This is a genomic window from Methanofollis sp. (assembly GCF_028702905.1).
Classification (GTDB): domain Archaea; phylum Halobacteriota; class Methanomicrobia; order Methanomicrobiales; family Methanofollaceae; genus Methanofollis.
Genome location: NZ_JAQVNX010000030.1, coordinates 1 through 22,149, shown reverse-complemented (window position 1 = coordinate 22,149; position 22,149 = coordinate 1). Strand labels below are relative to the sequence as shown.

Sequence of the window (22,149 nt, the reverse complement as noted above, 5' to 3'; positions counted from 1 at the left end):
GAGGCCGTACCCGACACACCCGCACAGAAACCGAAGGCAAAGGCAGGGGACGACCTTGCCGCCTTCAAGGCAGACGAGAACCTCCTTGCCAACCTGCATGCGCACCTCGCCGCCACCCAGGCGGCAGTCCAGCAGCCCAGGCAGGAGAAACTCCGTCTCCAGAAAGTCCACCGTCTCTTTGAATGGACCGGCAAGGCCGTCAAGAAATACGGCTACGACCGCCTGGAGATGATGCTCGACTCCTATGCCTCGATGGGCTACCTCTCCCATGAAGAGGTCTCTCAGGTCAAGGAGATCGCACGGCTCATGCCCGCCTCTCTCGGCGAAGTCGACGAGATGAAGGCCGAAGAGTTCGTCTCAGAACTCTATGTCTTGAACCGCATCCTCGACCCGAACGACACCGCACTGGACAGAGACATGATCGAGGTGCTGATGGACCACAACCGCACAAAAATCGAAGGTGCAAAGACGGAAGAGACCGGGAAAGACTCCGGCGACGACTGGGTGAAATCGCTGGAAAGGATCTGAAAAGGATATGATGGATGTCGAGCGAAGCCATTACGACTGCTATATTGCTCATCGGTGCTGTAATAGCAGCCGGAGTGCTCGTCAATGCAATCTTTCCCATAATTTATACCATCTCTGACACGGCAGGATCGACATCCCATGCCGTGGATCGACAGGTCCGCACAGACGTCAAGGTCATCAACACTTTTGCCTCGGCCTCCGGCCCGACCGCAAAGATCTGGCTGAAAAATGTCGGTTCGGTCAGGATCGCGGCGAATGATCTGGAAGGCGCAGATATTTTTATCGGGAAGACCGGCGATTTCGACCGGATCTCCTACCCCGGCGACTGGACTTTCACCATCCTCGACGGCGGCCCCGACTACTGGCAACCCGGTGCGACGGTCCGGATCGACGCCAACACCAATCTTCTCCCTGATACCTCCGGAGATGTCGTCTACTTCCAGATCGTGCTGCCCGGCGGGACGGTGAGGTCCACAGAATTCACGGCAGGTGCATGAAGCATGGGGGCGGGGTCACTGGTCACGGCGGCAATCTCCATCGTCCTTCTCGTGGTCGTCGCGTACGCGATCATCGGCGGCATCCTCGTCACCGCGGACGTGGTCGCCACCGCCCACAAGGACCAGGTCCAGGTGCAGGAGTCCTGTCTCCATACGTCTATCGCGATCGTCGGCCACTCTGCCGATGCCGGGACCATCTATGTGCTCGTGGAAAACACAGGGAGCGAACCTGTCCTGACGTTCGACCGGATGGCGGTCTTCACCGCCGTGGAGAACGGAACCCCGGTCTACTATCCCTACAACCCTTCGGGCGGCGCAGGCACCTGGTCATGGGTCTCGATCCAGCCTGACTCCATCCATCCCCATGAACTCGACCCGGGCGAGACGATGAACATCTCCATCCTGTACGAGGGCAACCAGCCGGACTGGGCCCAGGTAACGACGCCAAACGGCATCTCGGACTCCGCATATCTCAGGTGAGAACATGGCAGAAGAATCAAAAGAATCCCTTAGCGACCTCCTTGGCGGCAGTGACAAGAAGATCCTCTCCACCGGGAACAAAGAGCTCGACAAGAAGATCGCAGACGGACTCCCTCTCGAGTCCTTAACCCTCATCGAAGGGGAGAACGATACAGGCAAGAGCGTCCTGACCCAGCAGATCGTCTGGGGCGCCATGAAACAGGGGCTCAATGTGGACCTCTTCACCACCGAGAACACCACCAAGAGTTTCATCAACCAGATGGAGTCGATGAGCCTTGACATCTCAGACTACTTTGCCTGGGGATATCTGCGGGTATATCCCCTCCATACCGTCGGTTTCGAATGGAACAAGGAGGACATGCAGGGCGTCCTCCAGACGATCATCACCCATATCCAGAGGAGCACGTCCCAGGTCGCCGTCATCGACTCCCTGACGCTCTTCACCGAGTACGCCTCGACCGACATGATCCTCACCTTCTTCACGAACTGCAAGAACCTCGTCGACCACGGCAAGACCATCCTGATCACCCTGCACACCTATGCCTTCGAGGCCGACACCCTGGTGCGTATCAGGTCGATCTGCGACGCCCACCTTTTCATGAAGAAGGCGCTCGTCGGCGACAAGTACGTGATGATGCTCGAAGTGGTGAAGGTCCGCGGGGCGCAGAAGACAACAGGGAACATCATCAGTTTCGAGGTCCACCCCGGTTATGGCATGAAGATCATCCCGATGACCTACGCAAAGGTCTGATATGAGCAGTCTGCCCTTCTCGATCCAGCTGCCTTTCAAGACGGAAGCCAACGAAGACCTGAGCGGATGCTATCATGACCTGGAGTCGTCGGCCCTCTATCGCATGCTCCCGACAAATGCACGAGAATATGTCAAACAGTGCCCACACCTCCTCGAGTACCTCAACATCTTCCCGGTGAACACCTACGGGATCCCCCTCTTCTTCTCCGAACTGACGCGGGACGTCAGGAAGATCGAGACCCTCAACCTCATCTACCCGGTGGGGGAGGACACCTTCATCCATATCCTCACTGACCCCGAGGACGTCAGGAACTACTATATCCCGATCGAGCCTTCGTTCCTGCACAGTGTCAACACACTGATGCCGGTCGTCGAGAAACGTCTCATCGACCTTCTGGACGCGCTGGAAAAGGATCCCGTGACCGAAGAGGAACGCGTTGCGGTCCTCAAAAATCTTATCAATGAGATCCTGTATGCCCGTGTTCCCGGCGAGGAGATCGGCCCCGGTGCCGCAGACACGGTCGCTGAAAAGTCCATTAAGGACCGGATCGCCGGGTTCCTCAACACCGACTTTTCGGCAAAGAAAAAAGCCGATGAGGACGACGCACTTGCCGGGTTGGTGCAGACCGCCGATGGACGGATCGTCGTCTCCCCCCCTGAATACCGTGCCCTCGAATACCTGATGATCCGCGACAAGATCGAGATGGGCATCCTCAAACCCTTCCTTTCAGATCCCAATATCGAGGATATCACCTGTGACGGCGTCGGCCCGATCTTCATCGAGCACAAGATGCTCAGGGGTCTGAAATCGGTTATCGGGTTCACGGAATCCCGAGCCCTCGACGCCTTCGTAATCAAGATGGCCGAGCGGATCAAGCGGCCGATCACCTACCGGAACCCGGTGGTGGACGCTACCCTCCCGGACGGTTCCCGTATCAACATCGTGTACGGCACCGAGGTGAGCAAGCACGGGAGCAACTTCACCATCCGTAAGGTGAACGAGATCCCTCTCTCCATTCTCCAGCTCATCGACTCCAACACCTGCGACTACACGGCCGCCGCCTATCTCTGGATCTGCCTGGAGTTCGGGATGTCCATGTTCGTGAGCGGCGAGACGGCAAGCGGCAAGACGACGAGCCTCAACGCCCTCACCACCTTCCTCCCGCCGGAGAACAAGATCGTCACCATCGAGGATACCCCAGAACTGACAGTCCCGCACAGGAACTGGACTCGCGAGGTCGCCAAGGCGAAGGGCAAGGGCGAGGGCGACGGGGCCGATGTGACGATGTTCGACCTCCTGAAGGCCGCCCTCCGTCAGCGCCCCAACCAGATCCTGGTCGGTGAGATCCGTGGTGTCGAGGGGAGCGTCGCATTCTCCGCCATGCAGACCGGCCACCCTGTCATGAGCACCTTCCACGCTGCGTCGGTCGAGAAACTGATCCAGCGTCTCTGCGGCGACCCGATCCTCATCCCGAAGACGCACGTCGACAACCTGAACATCGTCATTATCCAGAGCGCCGTCCGTCGTCCTGGCGGCGGGACGGTGAGGCGGATGCTCAGCATCAACGAACTCGTCGGCTACGACCCTCAGACGCAGGGCTTCTCCTTTGTCGAGATGTTCCACTGGGATCCGGTCACCGACGAACATGTCTTCTGCGGGAAAGGGAGCAGTTACCTCCTTGAAAACAAGATCGCAACTCTACTCGGCATCCCTGAGAGCAAGAGGAGCGAGATCTATTTCGAGGTCGATAAGAGGGCCAATATCCTGCGCAGGCTGAATGCCGCTGGCTGTACGAAGTTCTGGGACCTCTTCCACATGATCTCAAAGATCAAGAAGCAGGGTCTCCTGAATATCGAGGTCTGAGATATGTTCGAGTCACTCAAGGACAGGATTCAGGAAGTAAACGGGGGCGAGATCCCTTTTTCCGAGTCTGTCGATTCGATAAAAAAGAAGATCTCCGAGGTCTCCGAGAACAAGATGATGGAAGGGGACCTCGTCTTCATGACCACCTATATGGCCTCTGCCATGACGGCCAATGTCTCCCGCCCCGAACTCTTCGAGTACACGGCGAAGAGGCACGAGTACATCTCGACGAAATATATCGAGCGTGTGGTCTTTTTCGTAAACAGCTGGCATTACAGTTACTCGGAAGGCCTGAGAATAATCGCCGAACGGGTCAACAACACCATGCTCAGGAGCATGTTCAACAGGTACGCCAACGCCATCGAGTCCGGCGTCCCTGACTCCGAATTCCTGGATGTGGAACTGAACACGGCCAGGAGCGTCTATCGGAACACCTTCGAGCAGGGTTTTGAGATGCTGAAGAAGTGGGGTGACGCGTATATCGCCCTCCTCTTCTCCTCGATGCTTGTTGCGATCATCATCATGATCTCGGTGGCGATCTACGCGCCAAGCGGCATCGACTCGGCCCTCAACACGTCCTATGCCCTGGTGCTCCTCACCTCCGGGTTCGGCGTCGCCCTGATGTACAAGGCCGTGCCTGTAGACGAGAAGACGCTCGACCGGTCGATGAACCACTGGTGTTCGAAGGAGCAGGCGATGATCGACACGCTGCAAAAGCCTCTCCTTATCATTATGGCAGTAAGCGTGCTCGTCCTCGTCCTTGCCGGTGTGCAGGCAGGGCTGATCTTCCTCCTTGTCGGTGTCATCCTCGCACCCCTCGGAATCATCGGCTACATCGACAACCACAATGTCATCCTGCGGGACGAGGACTTTCCTGCCTTTATCAGGGGCATCGGGTCGATCATGGAGGGCAAGGGGACGACGGTCGTTGAGGCGATCCGCGAGATCGACAGGAAGTCCCTGGTCAACCTGGAACCTCTCATCAATTCGGTCTACACGAAGTTGAACCTCGGCCTTGACGAGGCGGTCACCTGGGAGAAGTTTATCGGCGAGTGCGGCACAAACCTCATAGCGAAATACATGAACATCTACCGGGACTCGGTGGCCATGGGCGGCGCACCCGGTGTCGTCGGCAAGATCGTCGGGTCCTCGATGCTCTCCCAGGTGCTGCTGCGCAGGAAGCGCGACATGGTGGCGACCGGTTTTATCGTCCTCCTGGTGCCGATGCATATGGCAATGGTCTCGATCTTTCTCGCCCTCTATCAGATCCTGGAGACGATGTCAGAGGCGATCGCCAGTGTCATGGAGAGTCTCGGGGACAATGGCGCTGCATTAAATTCTCCTGACTCGGTTGCAGGGTCGATGATGGGGTCCATGAATCTCTTCATCAACTTCCCTGCCGACAAGATGGTGCCCTATGTGACGACCATCCTCCTATTGATCACTCTCTCAAATATCCTGGCCGGCAAGATCGTGGTGGGTGGCGACCGGTATATGTGCTACTTCCTATCTGCCCTTCTCTTCACCCTGACAGGAATTCTGTTCCTTGTGGTGCCGCCGATGATCAGATTGTTCTTCCAGATCCCTACCTTCGGAACGGTGTGAAAATGAAGACCTTGAAATTTCCCGAGATAAACCCGAAGATCAGGCGTTTCCTGATCTTTTTCGCGACTGTGGGCGCCGGTTCGGTCCTCATCCTCTATGACCCCCCGATCGAACTGCTGATCGGGGCAACGGTCGCTGTAGGGTGCCTGATGCTCCTCCTCCTTGGCGCCGTCCACCTCTCCGACCTCCGCCCGGCCATGATCCGGCAGAATGTCCGGGCCTGGAGAGAAAAAAGGAATGAGGCGGCCGAGGTTCAGGCCCCGCCCGTGCAAAAAAAAGAGTCGTCAGGCAGGATCGGTGCGGTCCTCGTTTCCCTGCCGGTTGCTGTCCATGACGGCATCGGGCGGCTGAAGGCCACCCTGCTCCACAGGGATAAGACGTTTCAGGAGATCGACGCGAAGCTTGACTCCACGGTGAAAGGGCAGGACGCGGTTCCTGATCCGGCCGGAGCCCTGCCAGCCGCACCGATCGCCGGGGCAGGGGTTGCCTCCTCGCCGGTCGCCGGCGGCGCCGACCCGTCTGATCCTCTCCTCGACGTCAGCATGGAGGACCTTGAGAGTCTCAACCTCGACGATCCGGAGAATGGATCGGGTGCCTCTCCGTCACTGGATATCTCCCTTGACAATGATCTCCCCATGGCTCCGACAGACGATGCGATTGTTTCCGGGATCCTTGAGGCGAATTCGGCTGAGCTGGAAGAATTTTCAGACCTCGGTGACATCGACGAACTTGCAGGGCTCGACGAGATCAGCCTCGACGAACTGGACCTTCCTGACGAGGCAGACCTTGTGGCAGAGGTGGACGGTCTCTCTCCCGAACCTGCGGCAGACGCGCTTGCGTCGGCGATCGCACCGGCCGCGCCTCCCCAGCCCCCTGCCCCCGTCGTCGAAGAAGAGCCAGAAGAAGAGAACATGCTGGCATTTGCCATGGGGGGAGGAGATTCCGACGCGCTCATGGACCTCCTCAAGACCGATTCCAAGAAGCAGAGGAAAGAGGACTATAACAGCCTGCTGCGTGATATGAAAGATGTGAAGGTCTCTGCCGACGACCTTGTTACCGGTCTCCAGGATACCCTGGATATTTTGAAAAATCCAAAGAAAAAGAAGGTGAAGCATCATGACTGAAGTTCCTGTTAAAATCGAGATTGATGGAAAATGGGTGGGTGCAAAGTTGACTCTCGGGCCTGACGAGATTCAGGTTACCGGGCCGAAATCTTTTGCTATTTCCAACAAGTCGATCTTTGACCTTGATGCGAAAGGCAGTGTCCTCAGCATCACCATAAAAGGGCAGGAAAACCAGCCGATAAAGATCGCGTCCGTCGAAAAAGTGTTGAATGTTCTGAAAAGACATATCCTCGCTACATGTAATGCCTACCGCCTTGCCGCTTACTTCATGTCCCCCGCAGTCAGGGGCGGGGTGTTTGTCAAGGATGCACGCTGGGAAAAAGGCGGCATTGATGTATTGAAGTCGGGCATCTGGTTTTTTTCGAATACAGAGCAGATATGCGTTCCTCTTGCCGACGTTGCAGCCATCGAACTGACCAAGCGCGAGGTGCAGGGGAAGGACACGGATGTTGTGAAGATCGACCATATCGAGGGAACCGAGGTAGTCACCAGTTTTGTCCTCTGCCCCCTCACCACCCTGCAGATCCTCTATAATTTTCTGAAGGACGCCACAAAGGGCATGGATATGGAGGGGGACCTGGACCCGAAGTCCGCACAGGTCGCCATGCTCGTCTACAGCGGGATGGATACGGCGTCGATTGAGAATATGCTCGGTGTATCCCTGAAAGAGATTGACCAGATCTATGATGCCCTGATCCGTCTTGGTCTTGCGGAGGTTGCGGTGGTCAGGAGAGAGGTAAAACTTACCACAAAAGGCGTCAGGTACATCACAGACGCCACAAAAGTTTAAATAATTAATTATTCCATCTTTTTCTAAAAAAGAAATATTTATGTATTGGATGCCCCAAATACAATCTGAGAAGACCATGGGAAGAATCCTTATCGTCGATGACACGCTCTTCATGCGAACTCTCCTGAAGAATATCCTCTTCTCCGGGGGGCACACCATTGTTGGCGAAGCAGAAAACGGTGAAGAAGCCATTGCCAGATATCAGGAACTGAAGCCTGATCTCGTTACGATGGACGTCGTCATGCCGAAGATGAACGGCATCGACGCGTTGAAGAACATCCGCGCGGCCGATCCGAATGCAAAAGTCGTGATGTGTACCGCGGTGGGTCAGGAACAGATGGTAAAACTGGCAGTAAAAACCGGTGCGAAAGGCTATATTGTCAAGCCCTTCCAGGCGCCGAAAGTGCTTGAGGAGGTGAAAAACGTCCTTGGGGCTTGATCATGATTCGGGTGCTTATTGTCGATGATTCAATCTTTATCAGGACGATACTGAAGGATACCCTCAGTGCTTCCCCGGGAATAGAGATCGTCGGCTCCGCTTCAGATGGCGAGGAGGGTCTCAGGATGATCGACGAGCTCAGGCCAGATGCCATGACACTCGATATCGAGATGCCGAAGGTCAGCGGGATCGAGTTATTGAAGAGGCTGAAAGGTGCGGAGTACCGTCCCAAGATCCTGATGCTCAGTTCTCTCACCTCGAAGGACGCCGAACACACCCGCCTGGCCCTGAGCCTTGGCGCCGACGACTTCATGCTGAAACCGCAGGACATCTTCCGGGTGCGTGGCCTGAAAGAAGAACTTGTGGCAAAGATCAGGCATCTGATAGAGATCAGGCCGGCACAAAAAGTCAGATCCGTATCAGACGAGCTTGCCACCCATGTGGTCCTCTTTGGTTCGTCGGCCGGCGGCCTCCAGCAACTGGACCGTGTCCTCTCTGACCTCTCCCCTGAAATGACGGCAGCTGTCGTCATCACGCAGCATATGCCCGAAGGGTTTACGGCTGCCCTTGCCGAGCGTTTCAACCGGATCTGTCCTCTTCCCGTACATGAATCCGAAAACGGCCATCTCATAAAAAAAGGCGAGGTCATTGTCTGTAAGGCGGGGTTCCACTCCGTGATCTCCTCGTTGCTGACGAGGGAGGGAAAAACCGGAGGAAAAATCGTCCATTCCACAGCGCCGCCGGTCCATGCCGTCCGCCCGGCGATTGACAAGACCTTCTCGTCGGCGGCAAAGACCTATGGGCGCAATACGCTCGCGGTTGTCCTGAGCGGGATGGGGAACGACTGCGGCGAAGGTGCGGTTGATGTCAAGGCCGCCGGAGGGACGGTTTTCGTATGCAAAGAGGAAGACTGTCTCGTCTATGGGATGGCCCGCTCTGCATTGAAGAGGAACAGCGTCGATAAAGTCCTCCCTCTCTCGGATATACCCCGTGAGGTACTGAAGACGGTTCGAACAATGGAGATGGGAAATGTCTGATATGGAAGAGTACAGGGGACTGTTTGTAACAGAATCCCGGGAGAACCTTGACACAATTGCTCAGGCCCTCCTGACCCTTGAAGAGTGTGAAGACCGGGAAACGATCGATGAGATCTTCAGGTCGGCCCACACGATCAAGGGCGCCTCGGCCTCGATGGGCTATATGAAGCTCGAAAAGCTCTGTCATTCGATGGAGGACCTCTTCGACCTCATCAGGAACGGGAAGCTGAAGGCTTCTGCTCCTCTCATCGACCTTTTCCTCGCCTGTACCGATCAGATCGATGACATCCTGGAATCCATCGACGGTGGGGGAGATGACACCGGGCACTCCATCGACGACCTGGTCTCGTCTCTTGAAGCCTGGACAAATGGGGGAGATGGCGGCGCTCCGGCTAACGGCGAACCCGAAAACAACGGTGTCGACGAGGCCCGCCCCGAAGAAGCACCCTCTCCCTCCGGGTCCGGCGATATGTATGTCGTCGGGGTCGACCTGGTCCCCGAATGTTCGATGAAGGATGTCAGGGCGATGATCGTCCTCTCCAACCTCGAAGAGATCGGCCAGATCGTCTCCACGAAACCGGCCCGGGAGGAGATCGAGAACGGGAAGATCGAGGCCCACTTCGAGGTCGTCGTCCAGAGCGAGGCCGGTGCCGAGGCGCTCAGGGCAGCAGTCTCCGGGACCGACATCGCCGGTGTCACCGTTGACCTGGATGCTCCTCGCCCGGTGCAAAAACCTCAGAAAAAACCGGAAGAGGCGTCCCAGAAATCCGATCACCATGAACGGGGCCGGGAGATCAAGAACCTCAGGGTCGATCTTCACCTCCTCGACCAGATGATGAACCTGGTCGAGGACCTCGTCATCAACCGCGGGCGTCTCAAGCAGATCGCCCAGAAGAACCAGATCAAGGAGTTCGACGAGGCCCTGAATATGGTGGGCCGCTCTGTGGCCGACCTGCAGAACCTGATGATGCACATCAGGATGATCCCGTTGAACCACATCTTCAACCGCCTCCCGCGGGTTGTCAGGGACGTGGCGCAACACGACCACAAGGAGGTCGAGTTCGTCATCGAGGGCGGCGACACCGAACTTGACCGGAGTGTCATGGACGGCCTCAACGACCCCCTCCTCCACCTGATCAGGAATGCCGTCGACCACGGCGTCGAACCCCCCGAGGAGAGGAAAGCGGCCGGAAAACCGGAGAAAGGTCTTCTCCGCCTCTCGGCCCGGCGTGACCGCGACAATGTCGTCATCAGGATCGAGGACGACGGTGCCGGGGTCAACTACGAGAAGGTCCGCCAGAAGGCTGTTTCCCGGGGACTGTACACCGCCGAAGAGGCGGCCACCCTGACAGACGACCAGATCATCGACGTCCTTTTCAACCCGGGATTCTCGACCGCCGATACGATCACCGATATCAGCGGGAGAGGCGTCGGTCTTGACGTGGTCAGGGCGGCGATCGAGTCCCTGAAAGGGTCTATCAAGGTCGAGTCGATCCGCGGAAAGGGTACCTGTTTCGAACTTGTCCTGCCGCCCACCATGGCCATCGTCGAGGTGATGATGGTCAGGATCAATGGAAAGAGGTGCGCAATCCCGATCTCGAATGTTGTCGAGGTGGCGATGCTCAAGAGCGAGGGGATCCACAGGGTCGGCAATAGCCGGGTGATCCTCCTGAGAGACGAGGTGCTCCCCCTCTACACGCTGGACGACATGTTCGGCAGTTTCCAATCGGGCGAAGTCCTTGTCGTCCTTCAGTATCGTTCAAAGAAATGCGGGATCCTGGCCAATGTCGTAGAAGGGCAGCAGGAAGTCGTCGTAAAGCCGCTCAGCGCCCTTGTCGGAAGTTGTCCCGGGGTCGGGGGTGTCACCATCCCCGGTGACGGCGAAGTGGTGCCGGTCCTTGATGTGAACACCATAGTATGAGGCACATAGTATGCAATTAACAGCGTTACAGACGGATGCACTGGGAGAACTCGGGAACATTGGTGCGGCCCATGCAGCGACCACCCTCTCCCAGATGCTCATGAGCCAGATCGAGATGGATGTACCGGCGGTCTCCATCGTCGACATCTCAAAGTTCTACTCGGTTATCGATGACGAATGTGCTGCGCTTGTTGTCTTCCAGATTACCGGCGAAGCCCATGGACAGGGGTATGTCGTTCTCTATATGCCGCAGAAGTCGGCGGTCTGCCTGACCAATACGATGCTTGGCATGAACGACATGGACCGGGAGATCAATGACATGGACCAGAGCGCTCTGATCGAGGTGGGGAACATCATGGTCTCGGCGTTCCTGGATGCGACCGCCGAACTGCTCGGTATCGTCATGCTGCCGTCTCCGCCGTCTCTCTGCGTGGATATGGCTCATGCAGGCATTCAGTCGATCCTTGCAGAGGTTGCACAGGACACGGACGAAGTGGTCATCTTCAGGACGAACCTTCATAATGGCCAGAACGAGATCGAGGGGACGATCCTCCTCTTCCCTGACCTGACATTGCTCAAAAACCTTGTCACCCTCCTTGAATCCCTGACTTCGCCGGCTCAGTCTTCCTGAGAGGATTTAGATGGTCGAATTTCAGCCTATCGGTGTGAATGCGCGGGTTATCGGGATCGGGGAGTACTGTGTGGGCAGCGGGCCGATGACCACCATCGGTCTTGGTTCATGCATCGCCCTGATCCTCCATAATGAGCGTCTTTCTCTCGGCGGCATGGCGCATGTCATGCTGCCTGAAAGCAAAGGCCACAGGGATCGGCCGGGAAAGTTTGCGGATACGGCTGTCGCCGTCCTTCTCGAAGGAATGGATGCACAGGGGTCGAGGAATGGGTCGCTCACGGCAAAACTGGTGGGCGGAGCCAATATGTTCGGGTTCAATGACAATAACCTGAATATCGGCGATCGGAATATCAAGGCTGTCCACATGTCCCTGCAGGAACACCGTATCCCGGTCATCTCCGAGGATGTTGGCGGGAAGGTGGGGCGGTCGGTGCTGTACTTCCCGGAGAACCACGGAAAGATCACGGTCCGAAATGCGAGCGGAACATGCACCGAGATGTAATTCCCCTCCTGTTTTTTCTTCTTCTTCTCGTGGCACCTGTGTCTGCCGATCTGGTGATCTTCCCGCCCTCTTCGTCGACCTATTCGACATATCTTGTGAATGATTATACCAATGGTCCTGAAGGTGAGGTCATTTTCGCCACGTCTTCGGGCCTGACGTCGTATAATGGCAACTGGACCACCTATCACTATCCCCCTGCGTACCGGAGAGACGCGCTCATCTCCGATTTTATTCTCTCGGTCGCCTACGGGCCTGACGGGATGCTCTGGATCGGGACTCCTGCCGGTCTGCAGCGGATGAATGGCCCGGCTTTTGAGGTAGTGGCCGGCCAGGAGCAACTCAAGAACCCTGCCGTGATCGGTCTCCAGCGCTGGGACGATGCCCTCTGGATAGAGACGCACAATGCCGGGATGCACAGGCTGGAAAACGGGTCATGGACCTGGTTCAAGCCTTTCCATGGCGGCCCGGGGAGTTATGCCCTGGATGACCTCGTCCTTGACCCTGCCGGCGGGGTGCTGTACTGCGTTTCCCGTGCGGATGGTATCTTTGCGGTCGGGGAGAACTGGAGTGCCGGGTTTTATCCTGTCATGCCCGAAGGCCGCCAGGTGACCGGGTTTACGGATGCGGTCACGGACCCCTTCGGCGGGGTCTACCTCTTCAACCGGAGTGGTGTCTCCCACCTGGACGGTGACGGTCTGGCAACGGTCGTCAGCGTGCCGGGCGACCTTGGCGTCAGTGAGATCAACGATGTCTGCCCTGCCCCTGACGGTTCTCTCTGGGTGGCGACCGACCATGGATTATTCCAGTGGAAGGACGGCGTCGTCCTCGACCACGTCTATCGGGCTCACGGCATCTGGTCGAATGTCATAAAGACCGTTTTTGTGGACTGCACCGGCAGGTGCTGGTTCTCGACGCCGACGGCGATAGGGTACTATTATCCTGACGATGCCGCCAGGGACAGGATCAGATTTTTCTTTGATGGGCCGAGAAAACTTCTGTTCTCGGGGGATACCTCTCCGGTCCCCTGAATGTGAGCATATCCCGAAACTCTCGTTCACTCCCCCAATCTCTGCATACAGAGATCAGGAGAAAATATCATGATCGGGTCGATATCTTCCTGAATTCCCTGAAGAATCGTGCGAAACCCCCGCCTTCCCCTACCTCTCTGCCGGGGGACTGACGCTCCCGGACCCCCGAAACAGGATAGGGTCAGGGAAGAGAGACCAGAGATCCTGATGAAGGAGATTGCCCTCCGCCCCCTATCACAATGATGGGGGGTCGGGGGGTGAAACCCCCCGGACAAGACGCCAGAACAGGATTTTTCAGAACCGAATGTGCGTCTTTTCATCGGCGTGCATGAAGGTTCGGATCAGTTCTGGGATGAACTCTGTGTCAGAATCGGATCGGGGAGGGTAGAATAGAATCAGACATGAGTCGGGAGCACGCCTCAGGCATACCGCATGAAAATTGTTCTGAGGAGTTCGTCTGGTCAACGTGCCTTCCCGCACGCTTGCGCCGGGGGCGCTGCCCACGGACCCCCGGGATTACGATAGGACGGGGAAGGCAGAGGGCGAACCTTTTCTGAAGGTGATTTTGTCCTCTCCATCTCCATCATGGGGTGCTCGTTGAGAGTCAAAACCTCATGAAAACCCGGAGAACGGATCTTCTGGATCATTTTCATGGTAAATCCTGACACGGGGGTTGCCATCCCCACCCCCGGTGGCACGTCAAGAACAAAATGACGCCCCCCGAATGTACCCGGAAGATAGAGATCTCTGGCTGTGGAAAATTATTCTGTACTCCCTCGCAAAAAGAGCGCCGGAGACGGCACCTCCTTCTTCACGATCTCTTCTCTGCCTTCCCGGCCCCATCGCAATCACGGGGACGACCGGAGGGAGCGATGAAGATGGCCGGGGGGTGGGCGAGGGGTCAGTGTTCCTGCCCGCTCTCCTGGTGTGAGGAGCGTGATCAAGGGTTCCTGAAGATCCGACACTTGGGGGATGACGAGCCCCTAACCTACTGTGCCTTCAGGGTCTGTCTGCAATAGGCGTCTATGGAATCTATCAATGCTTTTTTTGCTTTTTTAACCTGCTTCTCGTCTTTTGAGAAGAGTTCGTGCGCCAGATAGTTTATGAGGGTCAGGTAATAGTCCATCGAGGGATATTTTTTCTTCATGTCCCTGATCTGGATATACGACTCGGCCTCGCGTTCTGAGAGGAGGGAATAGACAATGTCAAGGAGGCCGACAATATAGGGCGGCATACGCTTCTCTATCGCCTGTTTCCTGAATGTCTGGTACCCTGACCGCGTGGTGGTCCGCAGGGAGAGGAGCATCCCGAAGTAGAGGGGTTCGACGCTTGCCGGGAACTGCTGGATCATCTGCTTCACGACGCCGGCGGCCCTTCCCCCGTCGCCCTCTTCGATGGCAGAGTAAAAAGCCTCCTGGAGGAACTCTCTGTCATCAAAAAAACGTGTCTGTGCAATTTTCAGGAACTGCTCTTTCATCTCGTGGTTCCGGTCTCGTTTTGCTTTTTGAAGACCGATCTTGATGAAGGCCCGCTCGCCCGGGAACCAGTCGATTGCACAGGAGATCATCAGCCAGAAGGTGCGCACAAGCCACGGGCTGTTTTTGAAAGGTATGTTTGAATCTGCATCAGTATGGATGCGGGTGATCTCGATCATCTGTTCCCGCGCCTGCAGTTCCATTTCCCCGGGTGCACGGGGAATATTTTTGAATCCTGCAACTTCTTTGAGGGACAGGGCATAATAACAGAACGCAAGGGAGGTGTGGACCAGAATGTCCTGGGAGCGGTACTTTCTCAGGTACGGGATAGCATGCTCGAAGTCCCCTGACTTCATCAGTTTCAGGCCTGCGATGACTTCCAGGCCTGCCCGGGGATTTTTCCCTTTTTTCAGTCTGGTGGCGCTCTCGATCACCCGTTCGATCCGTCCCTCGTTCGATGCGCGGCCCTGGGTATCAAATATCTTGAAACAGATCGAGTCGATGAAGGCGTTGTAACTCTCGTCGTCAAGATCGGGAAAAGAAGATTCCAGTGCGGAAACAGCATGCCCGAAAAAAACAGGGAGTTTATCGTCGATCTTGGAGATATTCTTCTCGATATATCCGAAAAAATCCAGTCTGAGCATCTCGATCTTCTCATACTGGATTGCATCAGAGAGTATCTCGCCGCGCATACTAGATGATAATGATATGTCGTATTAAATTTTAAGAAATTGATTTTTTTGTCCCTGAAAGGGACCTGTCTTCTGTTCAGAGATACCGGGTCTTTGTCTCAAGAGTGATCCTGAAGGGGTCCGAATTTTGCGTTTTGACGACCAGGTAAAATGGCTTTCCTGAGACCTCGATATTTTTGATGACCGTGCCCCGCCCTTTGACCTCTGCCCCGTCGACGATCTTGTTGTCCTTTGCATCGACAAGTAGCACGCTGATGCCGGCGGCCTCGGGCCTGCTGCCCCCCTCAAGGGTGCAGTTGATCCTCCAGAGCGGATAGGGCACGGTGAAGGTGTCGGTGGCGCCGCCCCGCGACTCCTCCAGATATGCGAAGGTGCTGATATTGGACTCCTGCCAGGAAGGATCGGATGCTCCGAAATGGCCCGGACTGTTCTCGGGAATAAGATGGATCTGGTATTGTAATGCAGGATTTTTGACATACGCCAGTCTCCGGACCTCGACAGAGGGCGCAGGGGTCTGCGGCACCTGCAGGATCGGGGTGGGCGTCATGACCGCCAGAACCGGGGTAGTCTCCTCTGGTGCCGCAGGGAGGGAAAACCAGCCCGGATGAGTGATACAGGCAAGGAGGATGACAATCCCCACGCCTGCCGCGACACTCAGAAGATCTCCTGATGCCATACATCATAGATCGGCATTTGAGAGAGAAAAATATTCCCCTATTTCTCGCAAATGATTTTGATTATATACTTTATTCTCGTATTGTCTCCATGACCCCAATTGGAAAAATCGAAACCTATATACAAAATAACTGTTCTTTATTCTTTATGGAAATCCCCGATCTCAGGACATGGATCTTTTTGTACCTGATCTCTTCTGTAGCTCTCCTGTGGGCTGCATTCCTCTCTGCACAGGGGGTCCTGCTGGGGATGAGTGTCATCCTTGTCATCGTCGTCATTGGCACGAATTTTTTCGTCGTTTTTGCGGAGATCCGGAGAACTGCAACACGCAAGGAGATGATGCAAAGACTCTCAAAGGTTGAAGTCTCATCTCATGATGAGAAAGATGGCTGAAGATCAGGGCTCTCCCGACTCTCCTTTTCAGAGGGATTTTTACCGCCAGTGTAAAGCATTACACGAGATCCTTTCAACGATATCCGGACGTGCAGAACTCCTGAAATTGATTCGAGCCGAGGAAGAACTCCCGCTCTCTGTCCGCGATCTCTCCATGAAGGCCCTGGTCATCAGGAGAGGGAAGGACGAAGCCCATTTTTACGATATGCTCCTGAATTTTCTGAATGTTGCCATGCTTGTCCAGGAGTCGCACAGGGTCGATATCGAGTGCGAGTACCTGCTTCAGCACACCATCGAGACCGCAGAGTGCCGCCTGGTCATTGACGGTAAAAGTGTCGACATCCCTCTTTCCATCGGGTCTCTCCTCTCCGACCAGATCCTCAGCAGCGGTGGGGGCGACCCGGTTGCATCCCTGACCGCGTATTATCTTGAAGCGGAGAAGCACTATGATATCGCCTTTGTCGGCGAACTCGATCGCTGCTCGCTCAGGATCGTAAAAGAGATCTACCCGGGCAAATCCTACACCGTTCTCTTCAGGCTGCCGGCCCGCGTCCTGATCGACCAGCGCATCCTCCCGAAAAATAGTGGTGTTCAGGCCTTGACATAGATCTTCTGGAGGGAGTCGAACGGTGTGAAGAGGTGTTCGACGTCCCGACCGAGATACTCAGTCTTGCCCATCACATAATATCCGCCCTGCCCGAGGGAGCCGTGGAAGAGGAGGGCCAGGTCGGTCTTCTGTTGTTCGTTGAAGTAGATGGTCACATTCCTGCAGGAGACGAGGTCCAGGAACCGTGCGGCCGGGGCGCCCGACATCAGGTCATGGTTTGAAAACCTGACAAGGGCCTTCACCTCGGGCTTCACCTCGTATTTCCCGTCATCCCTCAGGGTGAAGTGCCGCTTTATCTGCGACTCTGTCATGTTCTTCAGGGACCGTCTCTCGTATATACCCTGCTTTGCTTTTTCAAGCACGATTTTGTCGATGTCCGTGGCGATGATCGTGCAGTCGATCTCATGGGTGAGGGTGAGGTCCCTGGCGAGCATCGCATAGGTGTAGGCCTCTTCCCCTGTCGAGCACCCGGCGCACCAGATCCTGATCCGGGTTTTTTTCTTCAGGAGTTCGGGGAGCACTTTCTGCCCGACGACCGTGAAGACCTCCAGGTCACGGAAGAACTCGGTGACGTTGATGGTGAGGGCGTTTCTCAGATCCTCTTTTTCTTCTTCATGGGAGATCAGGTAGCGGTGGTACTCGTCAAAGGTCTCGTTCCCCGAGATCCGCATCCGCGAGAGCACTCTCCGCTTGATGTAGTCCTCCTTGTACTGCGATGTCCGTATGCCGACGATACGTTCGATGGTCCTGTTGAGTGCAGCAAAGTCGTCCATATTAGTTGATTGTAAAGTGGTCCATTTTCTTCTTCAGGTCCGAGGAGAGGCCGGTGAGTTCCTGGGCGGCGCTCCCGACCTCCTGTGTGGAGGCGCTGACCTCCTCTGCCAGGGCGGCCATGTCCTCCACCCTGTTAAGGTTTTCTTTGGTGTTTTCCGAGGCCCTGACGATCATCTCCATGACGGTGTTTGTCGCCTGTGCCTGGGCGTCGGTGGCCCTGGTGATCTCGGTGACCGTCCGCGCGGCGGCATCGATCTCGGCACTGATCTTTGCCAGGGCCGCGATCGCCGCGTTGACGCTCTCGATGCCGTCCCTGATCTCCTGATGCGATGAGCGCATGGACGCCGCGGTCTTCTCGCTGTCTTTCTGGATCGAGGCGATCAGGTCCTCGATATGCTCGCTGGCATGCTTCGAGTCCCCGGCAAGGTTCCTGATCTCGCCTGCGACAACGGAGAAACCTCTCCCGTGTTCGCCCGCCCTGGCGGCCTCGATGGCGGCGTTGAGGGCGAGGAGGTTGGTCTGGTTGGAGATCTCGTTGATCAACTTGATGATCTTTGTGATCTCGTGCATCTTGGTGTTGAGGTCGTTGATCTCGCTGACGCTCTGTTCCGAGATGGCACTGGCAACCTCCATCTTCTTGCATGCAACTTTTCCGATCTCCGCACCTTCGCGACCTGTCTCTGAGGAGGCGACGGCCTGGTTCATCACTTCCTGGGTCGTCCCGGCGATCTCCTCGATGGAGGCCGAAAGGTCGGTGACCTGCTGCCTGATCTCTTCGATCTCCTGGAGGAGCGACCGTGTCCCTTCCGAGGACTGCTGGGTGGCGAGGGCGACCTGTTCGGTGGCCTTCCCGATGTCGGCGGCCCCGCGGCTCGTCTCCCTGGAGGTCGACGCCACGACGGCAACGGCGCTGTTGACGTCGCCGAGGATCTCCCTGAACTTCACAAGAGACCTGTTGTAGTCCTCTTTCACTCTGGCCAGGAGGTCACCCTCGCCGATCGCGGCTTCCTGCGAGATGTCGCCCTGCGCGACCATCGTCATGATGTCGCCCAGTTCTCTGGCATTCTTCTCGAACTGTTCTGCCCGCTCTTCGGCTTCGGCCATCAGCGTCCTGATCGTCTCCTCCTCTTTGCGACGCTCGGTGATGTCGTTGTAGACGACGATCAGGTCGGTCAGGTTGCCGTTGCCGCCGTAGATCGGGATCCCGTACTGTTCGAGGATGTGCACGCCCGAGGGGAGTTCGACGGTTACTTCGCCGTAACACCGCTTCTTCTTTTGAATTGCCCCTTTCAGGCCCTCCCCTTTCTGGTCGAGGACCCGGAACGAGCGGGCGCTCATGCCGATCAGGTTGTCCTTCCTGATCCCTGCCATCGAGGCATATGCCTCATTTGCAGCGACGATGTCGAACTTCGGGTTGAGGAGCAGGATGGGCATGGGGTTCTCGTCAACGATGGTCTGGGAACGGATCTGGAGGTCCTTGATCTTCGCCATCTCCTCTTTCAGGTGTGCCTCGGCGTTTTTCGTCTCGGTCATGTCGTAGAAGACGAAGAGGGCCTTCTCGGTCCGTTCTGTTTTCCCGGCGATGGGAATGCCGTACTCCTCCACGATCTTTTTCGCCTCGCCGACCGTGACTTCGAGCATGGAGCGGGTCTTTTTTCCACGGTAGAAAACAGCGTCGTTATCCTCGCCGGAGAGGCGCTTGATCGCGATCTTTCTCCCTGTCCCCCTGAGGAGGTGGTCGCGGGTGTCGGCCATCAGGGTGCAGTAGGCGTCATTGAGGTCGAGGGCCCTGAGGTCGCGGTCGACGAGGACCATCGGCATCGGGTTCTCGCCGAAGATGACCTTCATGCCGGCATCAAGGGCGTTTTTGCCGTCGAGGATGTCGGCACGTTCTTTTCTGACGGTCTCTATCTCTGTCTCGTGCTCGTTCCGGACCTTCTCAATCTCTTCCTCGACCTCGTGGAGGCGTGCGACCGCTGTTTCATGCTCCTCTCTCGCCTTCTCGATCTCGGCCTCGTACTCCTTCCTGGCCTCCTCGATCTCCTCGTCGCGTTCCTTCTGGACCTTTCCGGTCTCTTCCTCGACCGTGTGGAGACGTGCGACCGCCGCTTCGTGCTCCTTCCGGGCTTTCTCGATCTCGGCGTCGCTCTCCTTCCGGATCTTTGCGATCTCGGCCTCGCGCTCCGTTCTGGCCTTCCCGGCCTCCTCCCGTGCCTCGTGGATGTGTGCGATCGCCTCTTCGACGGCCGTCCCGAGTTCTGAGAGGGACTCAGGGATCTCTTTCCCCTGGAGGGAGGCCGACGGGTCTCCGGCCAGGGCACTGTTCAGCGCATCGAGGATGGGGCGGATACACTCACCGATCTGCTGCCCTGTCTCCTCTGTCTGGTCGCTGTCTGTACCGATTATTGCCGACGGAGCGGCAAACAATGCCATTCTTCCTGGTTTACCTGAGATCATCTTCATCACCTTCGAGACAGCCCCTCAGTTCCAGCCTTCGACAAAGGCCGCGATATTCCGGTACACGCGCCCCGCGGGGCAGTTGGGAGCGTAGTGGGAGATGGGGACACCTTCTTTCTGGGCCATCGGGATTTCGGGAGAGTACGGCACTTTCTCTACCCGCAGGAAGGTCTTTGCGACCTCGGCCTCGATCCCGCCATCTTCGTCGGCAGGGAACAGGCGGTGAAAGAACGAAGAAAAAAATCCTTTCCGTGCGGCAGACTCTCTGCTCCCCGGGCCGATTATCGCGATCTCCGGGCGGACCGTCCCGCCTGCACAGGTCTGGATGTCCTGGAATATTGTCTTCATGTTACTGACACCTCCGAGCGAGAAGATCCCGGGGTCCAGTGTGACGATCGCGTGGTCGGCCGCGACAAGGCCGTTGATGACGAGCTGGCCCATGCTCGGCGGGGTGTCGATGAGGACCATATCGTACAGGTCTGCGATCTCGTCGAGCGCGGTTTTCAGGACAGACGCCCGGTCATCGATGGTATAGAGGTAGGGTTCCGCGCCGACGAGGTCGAGGGACGAGGGGAGGAGGTCGATGCCCGATGCGGTCTCGACGACAACCTCCGCGGGAGACACGTCGGGATAGTCGTCGAACCGCCTCATGAAGAGGTCGTAGACTGTGTTTTCTGTCGAACCCGGGACGATGCCAAGGCCTGAGGTTGCATTCGCCTGCGGGTCGCAGTCGACGACAAGCACTCTCCGGCCCGATGCCTGGAGATACCCGGCTATATTGAGGCATGACGTCGTCTTGCCGGTGCCTCCCTTATGATGGGCAAATGCGATGCGCGAGATCCTTTCACCTCTTATGAGAATTCTCAATCCAGATATATATGTCTGTATATTGTATGAGCCCTGATCCTAGATATTTTTTTAATTAATTGTGGGCACCTGTATAGAAATATCTGTTTCTCTCCTCATATCGGGAATGTTCATGCTCTGAACACAGAAACTTTCCCGCAGCCTGGAAGGGAAAATACTCTCGTCTCCCCCTCTCTTCGGCAGAACGCGACCAACTTCAGCATGTAGTCCAGCCCTTCGGCGGTCGCCGGGTCCTGGAAGAGTTCGAAGGACGGTTCCAGGAGAGGGCGCGGGAGGAAGACGACGCACTTCGCCTCCGCCCGCGTGACCGATACGTTGAGGCGGTTCCTGCTGTAGATGAACGCGGCCTCGGCGAGGGCGGTCTCGGGGTCGCTCACCCCGTACGATACGACCACCGCCTCGCACTGCTGCCCCTGCATCTTGTCCACGGTGTCCACGAAGGGTTCTGACTTCCAGGCCCGTCTCTCTGCAAGGGCTTTTTTGATCGCCGCGATCTGGGCGTGGTGCGGGCTGACGACGAAGACGCCCCTGTTCCAGAAGGCGGCGTCGCCGGCCTTCGTGTCGGGATAGGTCTCCTCAGGCCCTCCCAGGAGGAGAGACGACCGGAGGGCGGCGGTCAGGTCTGCCACGAGTGCCGCCTCCGCGGTGTTCTCGACGGTCGCCCGCACCTCTTCGAGCACGACGACGACGAGGGGGTGGGCGGGGTCGAGCACCCAGGTGACGAAGGGGTCGTCGTCGGAGGGCGCACGCCTGATCTGCCTGGCCGCGACCTCGGCCGTCGCCGGCGTGTAGCCGGGGCCGTAGAGGGTCTCGGCGGGGAAGCGGGAGAGGGTGCTGTTCATGCGCCAGTTTTCAAGGAGTTGCGAGGTGTACGGTTTTTTCCGGTCGATGTCCCGCCGCCGCAGCCACGCAAAGACCGAGTCCTGATACTCCGATTTTTCGTGGTCGGCGCCCGCCGCCTTCACGATGGGCGGCAACTGGCAGTCGTCGCCCGCGAGCACGAGCCTCCCCC

22 protein-coding genes are annotated in these 22,149 nt (G+C 57.0%); 16 read left to right on the top strand and 6 right to left on the bottom strand.

Going from position 1 to position 22,149, the window contains the following annotated elements; genetic code table 11:
* The 14 genes from PHP59_RS05580 to PHP59_RS05515 form a co-directional block, all read left to right on the top strand.
* Window positions 1–528, top strand: a 528-nt coding sequence (locus tag PHP59_RS05580) for a hypothetical protein (protein WP_300164858.1), incomplete at its 5' end; no start/stop codon positions are given.
* Window positions 529–542: 14 nt separating this feature from the next.
* Entirely contained in the window at window positions 543–1,025 is a 483-nt protein-coding gene (locus PHP59_RS05575) for a flagellin (RefSeq protein WP_300164855.1), read from the top strand.
* A gap of 3 nt (window positions 1,026–1,028) precedes the next feature.
* Window positions 1,029–1,505, top strand: a complete 477-nt coding sequence (locus PHP59_RS05570) for a hypothetical protein (protein WP_300164852.1) — start codon at window positions 1,029–1,031, stop codon at window positions 1,503–1,505.
* A 4-nt stretch (window positions 1,506–1,509) separates the two neighbouring features.
* The gene (locus PHP59_RS05565; protein WP_300164849.1) at window positions 1,510–2,256 is read left to right on the top strand and encodes an ATPase domain-containing protein; all 747 of its coding nucleotides are present in this window, start codon (window positions 1,510–1,512) and stop codon (window positions 2,254–2,256) included.
* Window position 2,257: 1 nt separating this feature from the next.
* Entirely contained in the window at window positions 2,258–4,120 is a 1,863-nt protein-coding gene (locus PHP59_RS05560; protein ID WP_300164846.1) for a type II/IV secretion system ATPase subunit, read from the top strand.
* A 3-nt stretch (window positions 4,121–4,123) separates the two neighbouring features.
* Entirely contained in the window at window positions 4,124–5,725 is a 1,602-nt protein-coding gene (flaJ, locus tag PHP59_RS05555; protein WP_300164843.1) for an archaellar assembly protein FlaJ, read from the top strand.
* A 2-nt stretch (window positions 5,726–5,727) separates the two neighbouring features.
* Complete coding sequence (locus tag PHP59_RS05550) at window positions 5,728–6,849, top strand: hypothetical protein (RefSeq protein ID WP_300164840.1); 1,122 nt, start codon at window positions 5,728–5,730, stop codon at window positions 6,847–6,849.
* Window positions 6,842–7,639, top strand: a complete 798-nt coding sequence (locus tag PHP59_RS05545) for a CheF family chemotaxis protein (RefSeq protein ID WP_300164837.1) — start codon at window positions 6,842–6,844, stop codon at window positions 7,637–7,639. The genes PHP59_RS05550 and PHP59_RS05545 overlap by 8 nt, the downstream gene beginning before the upstream one ends.
* A gap of 76 nt (window positions 7,640–7,715) precedes the next feature.
* Entirely contained in the window at window positions 7,716–8,078 is a 363-nt protein-coding gene (locus PHP59_RS05540) for a response regulator (protein ID WP_300164834.1), read from the top strand.
* A 2-nt stretch (window positions 8,079–8,080) separates the two neighbouring features.
* Window positions 8,081–9,115: a chemotaxis-specific protein-glutamate methyltransferase CheB gene (gene cheB / locus PHP59_RS05535; RefSeq protein ID WP_300164831.1), complete on the top strand. Its 1,035-nt coding sequence runs from the start codon at window positions 8,081–8,083 to the stop codon at window positions 9,113–9,115.
* Window positions 9,108–11,036, top strand: a complete 1,929-nt coding sequence (locus PHP59_RS05530) for a chemotaxis protein CheA (protein WP_300164828.1) — start codon at window positions 9,108–9,110, stop codon at window positions 11,034–11,036. The genes cheB and PHP59_RS05530 overlap by 8 nt, the downstream gene beginning before the upstream one ends.
* A gap of 10 nt (window positions 11,037–11,046) precedes the next feature.
* Window positions 11,047–11,667 carry a chemotaxis protein CheC gene (locus PHP59_RS05525; protein WP_300164825.1) on the top strand — a complete coding sequence of 207 codons (621 nt, stop codon included), beginning with the start codon at window positions 11,047–11,049 and terminating at the stop codon, window positions 11,665–11,667.
* Window positions 11,668–11,677: 10 nt separating this feature from the next.
* Window positions 11,678–12,169: a chemotaxis protein CheD gene (locus PHP59_RS05520; protein ID WP_300164822.1), complete on the top strand. Its 492-nt coding sequence runs from the start codon at window positions 11,678–11,680 to the stop codon at window positions 12,167–12,169.
* A 38-nt stretch (window positions 12,170–12,207) separates the two neighbouring features.
* Window positions 12,208–13,197 (top strand): hypothetical protein, encoded by a 990-nt coding sequence (locus tag PHP59_RS05515; protein ID WP_300164819.1) that lies wholly within the window; start codon window positions 12,208–12,210, stop codon window positions 13,195–13,197.
* Window positions 13,198–14,185: 988 nt separating this feature from the next.
* Here PHP59_RS05515 and PHP59_RS05510 read toward each other — a convergent pair.
* Window positions 14,186–15,364: a hypothetical protein gene (locus PHP59_RS05510; protein WP_300164816.1), complete on the bottom strand. Its 1,179-nt coding sequence runs from the start codon at window positions 15,362–15,364 to the stop codon at window positions 14,186–14,188.
* Window positions 15,365–15,440: 76 nt separating this feature from the next.
* A complete protein-coding gene (locus PHP59_RS05505) occupies window positions 15,441–16,040 on the bottom strand; it encodes a hypothetical protein (RefSeq protein WP_300164813.1) in 600 nt (199 codons plus the stop codon).
* Between PHP59_RS05505 and PHP59_RS05500 the strand changes: the two genes are divergently transcribed.
* The gene (locus PHP59_RS05500; RefSeq protein ID WP_300164810.1) at window positions 16,034–16,432 is read left to right on the top strand and encodes a hypothetical protein; all 399 of its coding nucleotides are present in this window, start codon (window positions 16,034–16,036) and stop codon (window positions 16,430–16,432) included. The genes PHP59_RS05505 and PHP59_RS05500 overlap by 7 nt on opposite strands.
* A gap of 106 nt (window positions 16,433–16,538) precedes the next feature.
* Window positions 16,539–17,039 (top strand): hypothetical protein, encoded by a 501-nt coding sequence (locus tag PHP59_RS05495; protein WP_300164806.1) that lies wholly within the window; start codon window positions 16,539–16,541, stop codon window positions 17,037–17,039.
* On the opposite strand, the gene PHP59_RS05490 is transcribed toward PHP59_RS05495, so the two are convergent.
* The 4 genes from PHP59_RS05490 to PHP59_RS05475 all read right to left on the bottom strand — a co-directional run.
* A complete protein-coding gene (locus PHP59_RS05490) occupies window positions 17,024–17,812 on the bottom strand; it encodes a protein-glutamate O-methyltransferase CheR (RefSeq protein WP_300164803.1) in 789 nt (262 codons plus the stop codon). The genes PHP59_RS05495 and PHP59_RS05490 overlap by 16 nt on opposite strands.
* Window position 17,813: 1 nt before the next feature.
* Entirely contained in the window at window positions 17,814–20,270 is a 2,457-nt protein-coding gene (locus tag PHP59_RS05485) for a methyl-accepting chemotaxis protein (RefSeq protein WP_300164800.1), read from the bottom strand.
* A gap of 24 nt (window positions 20,271–20,294) precedes the next feature.
* On the bottom strand, window positions 20,295–21,137 hold the full coding sequence (locus PHP59_RS05480; protein WP_366943730.1) for an AAA family ATPase: 843 nt from the start codon (window positions 21,135–21,137) through the stop codon (window positions 20,295–20,297).
* Window positions 21,138–21,247: 110 nt separating this feature from the next.
* Window positions 21,248–22,149 (bottom strand): DEAD/DEAH box helicase (locus PHP59_RS05475; protein WP_300164797.1); only part of this gene is annotated, 902 nt, incomplete at its 5' end.

What these genes read in the sequence shown, in the direction of transcription:
- PHP59_RS05575 (WP_300164855.1), top strand. Translation starts at nt 543, where the DNA reads ATGTCGAGCGAAGCCATTACGACTGCTATATTGCTCATCGGTGCTGTA.
- PHP59_RS05570 (WP_300164852.1), top strand. Translation starts at nt 1,029, where the DNA reads ATGGGGGCGGGGTCACTGGTCACGGCGGCAATCTCCATCGTCCTTCTC.
- PHP59_RS05565 (WP_300164849.1), top strand. Translation starts at nt 1,510, where the DNA reads ATGGCAGAAGAATCAAAAGAATCCCTTAGCGACCTCCTTGGCGGCAGT.
- PHP59_RS05560 (WP_300164846.1), top strand. Translation starts at nt 2,258, where the DNA reads ATGAGCAGTCTGCCCTTCTCGATCCAGCTGCCTTTCAAGACGGAAGCC.
- flaJ (WP_300164843.1), top strand. Translation starts at nt 4,124, where the DNA reads ATGTTCGAGTCACTCAAGGACAGGATTCAGGAAGTAAACGGGGGCGAG.
- PHP59_RS05550 (WP_300164840.1), top strand. Translation starts at nt 5,728, where the DNA reads ATGAAGACCTTGAAATTTCCCGAGATAAACCCGAAGATCAGGCGTTTC.
- PHP59_RS05545 (WP_300164837.1), top strand. Translation starts at nt 6,842, where the DNA reads ATGACTGAAGTTCCTGTTAAAATCGAGATTGATGGAAAATGGGTGGGT.
- PHP59_RS05540 (WP_300164834.1), top strand. Translation starts at nt 7,716, where the DNA reads ATGGGAAGAATCCTTATCGTCGATGACACGCTCTTCATGCGAACTCTC.
- cheB (WP_300164831.1), top strand. Translation starts at nt 8,081, where the DNA reads ATGATTCGGGTGCTTATTGTCGATGATTCAATCTTTATCAGGACGATA.
- PHP59_RS05530 (WP_300164828.1), top strand. Translation starts at nt 9,108, where the DNA reads ATGTCTGATATGGAAGAGTACAGGGGACTGTTTGTAACAGAATCCCGG.
- PHP59_RS05525 (WP_300164825.1), top strand. Translation starts at nt 11,047, where the DNA reads ATGCAATTAACAGCGTTACAGACGGATGCACTGGGAGAACTCGGGAAC.
- PHP59_RS05520 (WP_300164822.1), top strand. Translation starts at nt 11,678, where the DNA reads ATGGTCGAATTTCAGCCTATCGGTGTGAATGCGCGGGTTATCGGGATC.
- PHP59_RS05510 (WP_300164816.1), bottom strand. Translation starts at nt 15,364, where the DNA reads ATGCGCGGCGAGATACTCTCTGATGCAATCCAGTATGAGAAGATCGAG.
- PHP59_RS05500 (WP_300164810.1), top strand. Translation starts at nt 16,034, where the DNA reads ATGCCATACATCATAGATCGGCATTTGAGAGAGAAAAATATTCCCCTA.
- PHP59_RS05505 (WP_300164813.1), bottom strand. Translation starts at nt 16,040, where the DNA reads ATGGCATCAGGAGATCTTCTGAGTGTCGCGGCAGGCGTGGGGATTGTC.
- PHP59_RS05490 (WP_300164803.1), bottom strand. Translation starts at nt 17,812, where the DNA reads ATGGACGACTTTGCTGCACTCAACAGGACCATCGAACGTATCGTCGGC.
- PHP59_RS05485 (WP_300164800.1), bottom strand. Translation starts at nt 20,270, where the DNA reads ATGATCTCAGGTAAACCAGGAAGAATGGCATTGTTTGCCGCTCCGTCG.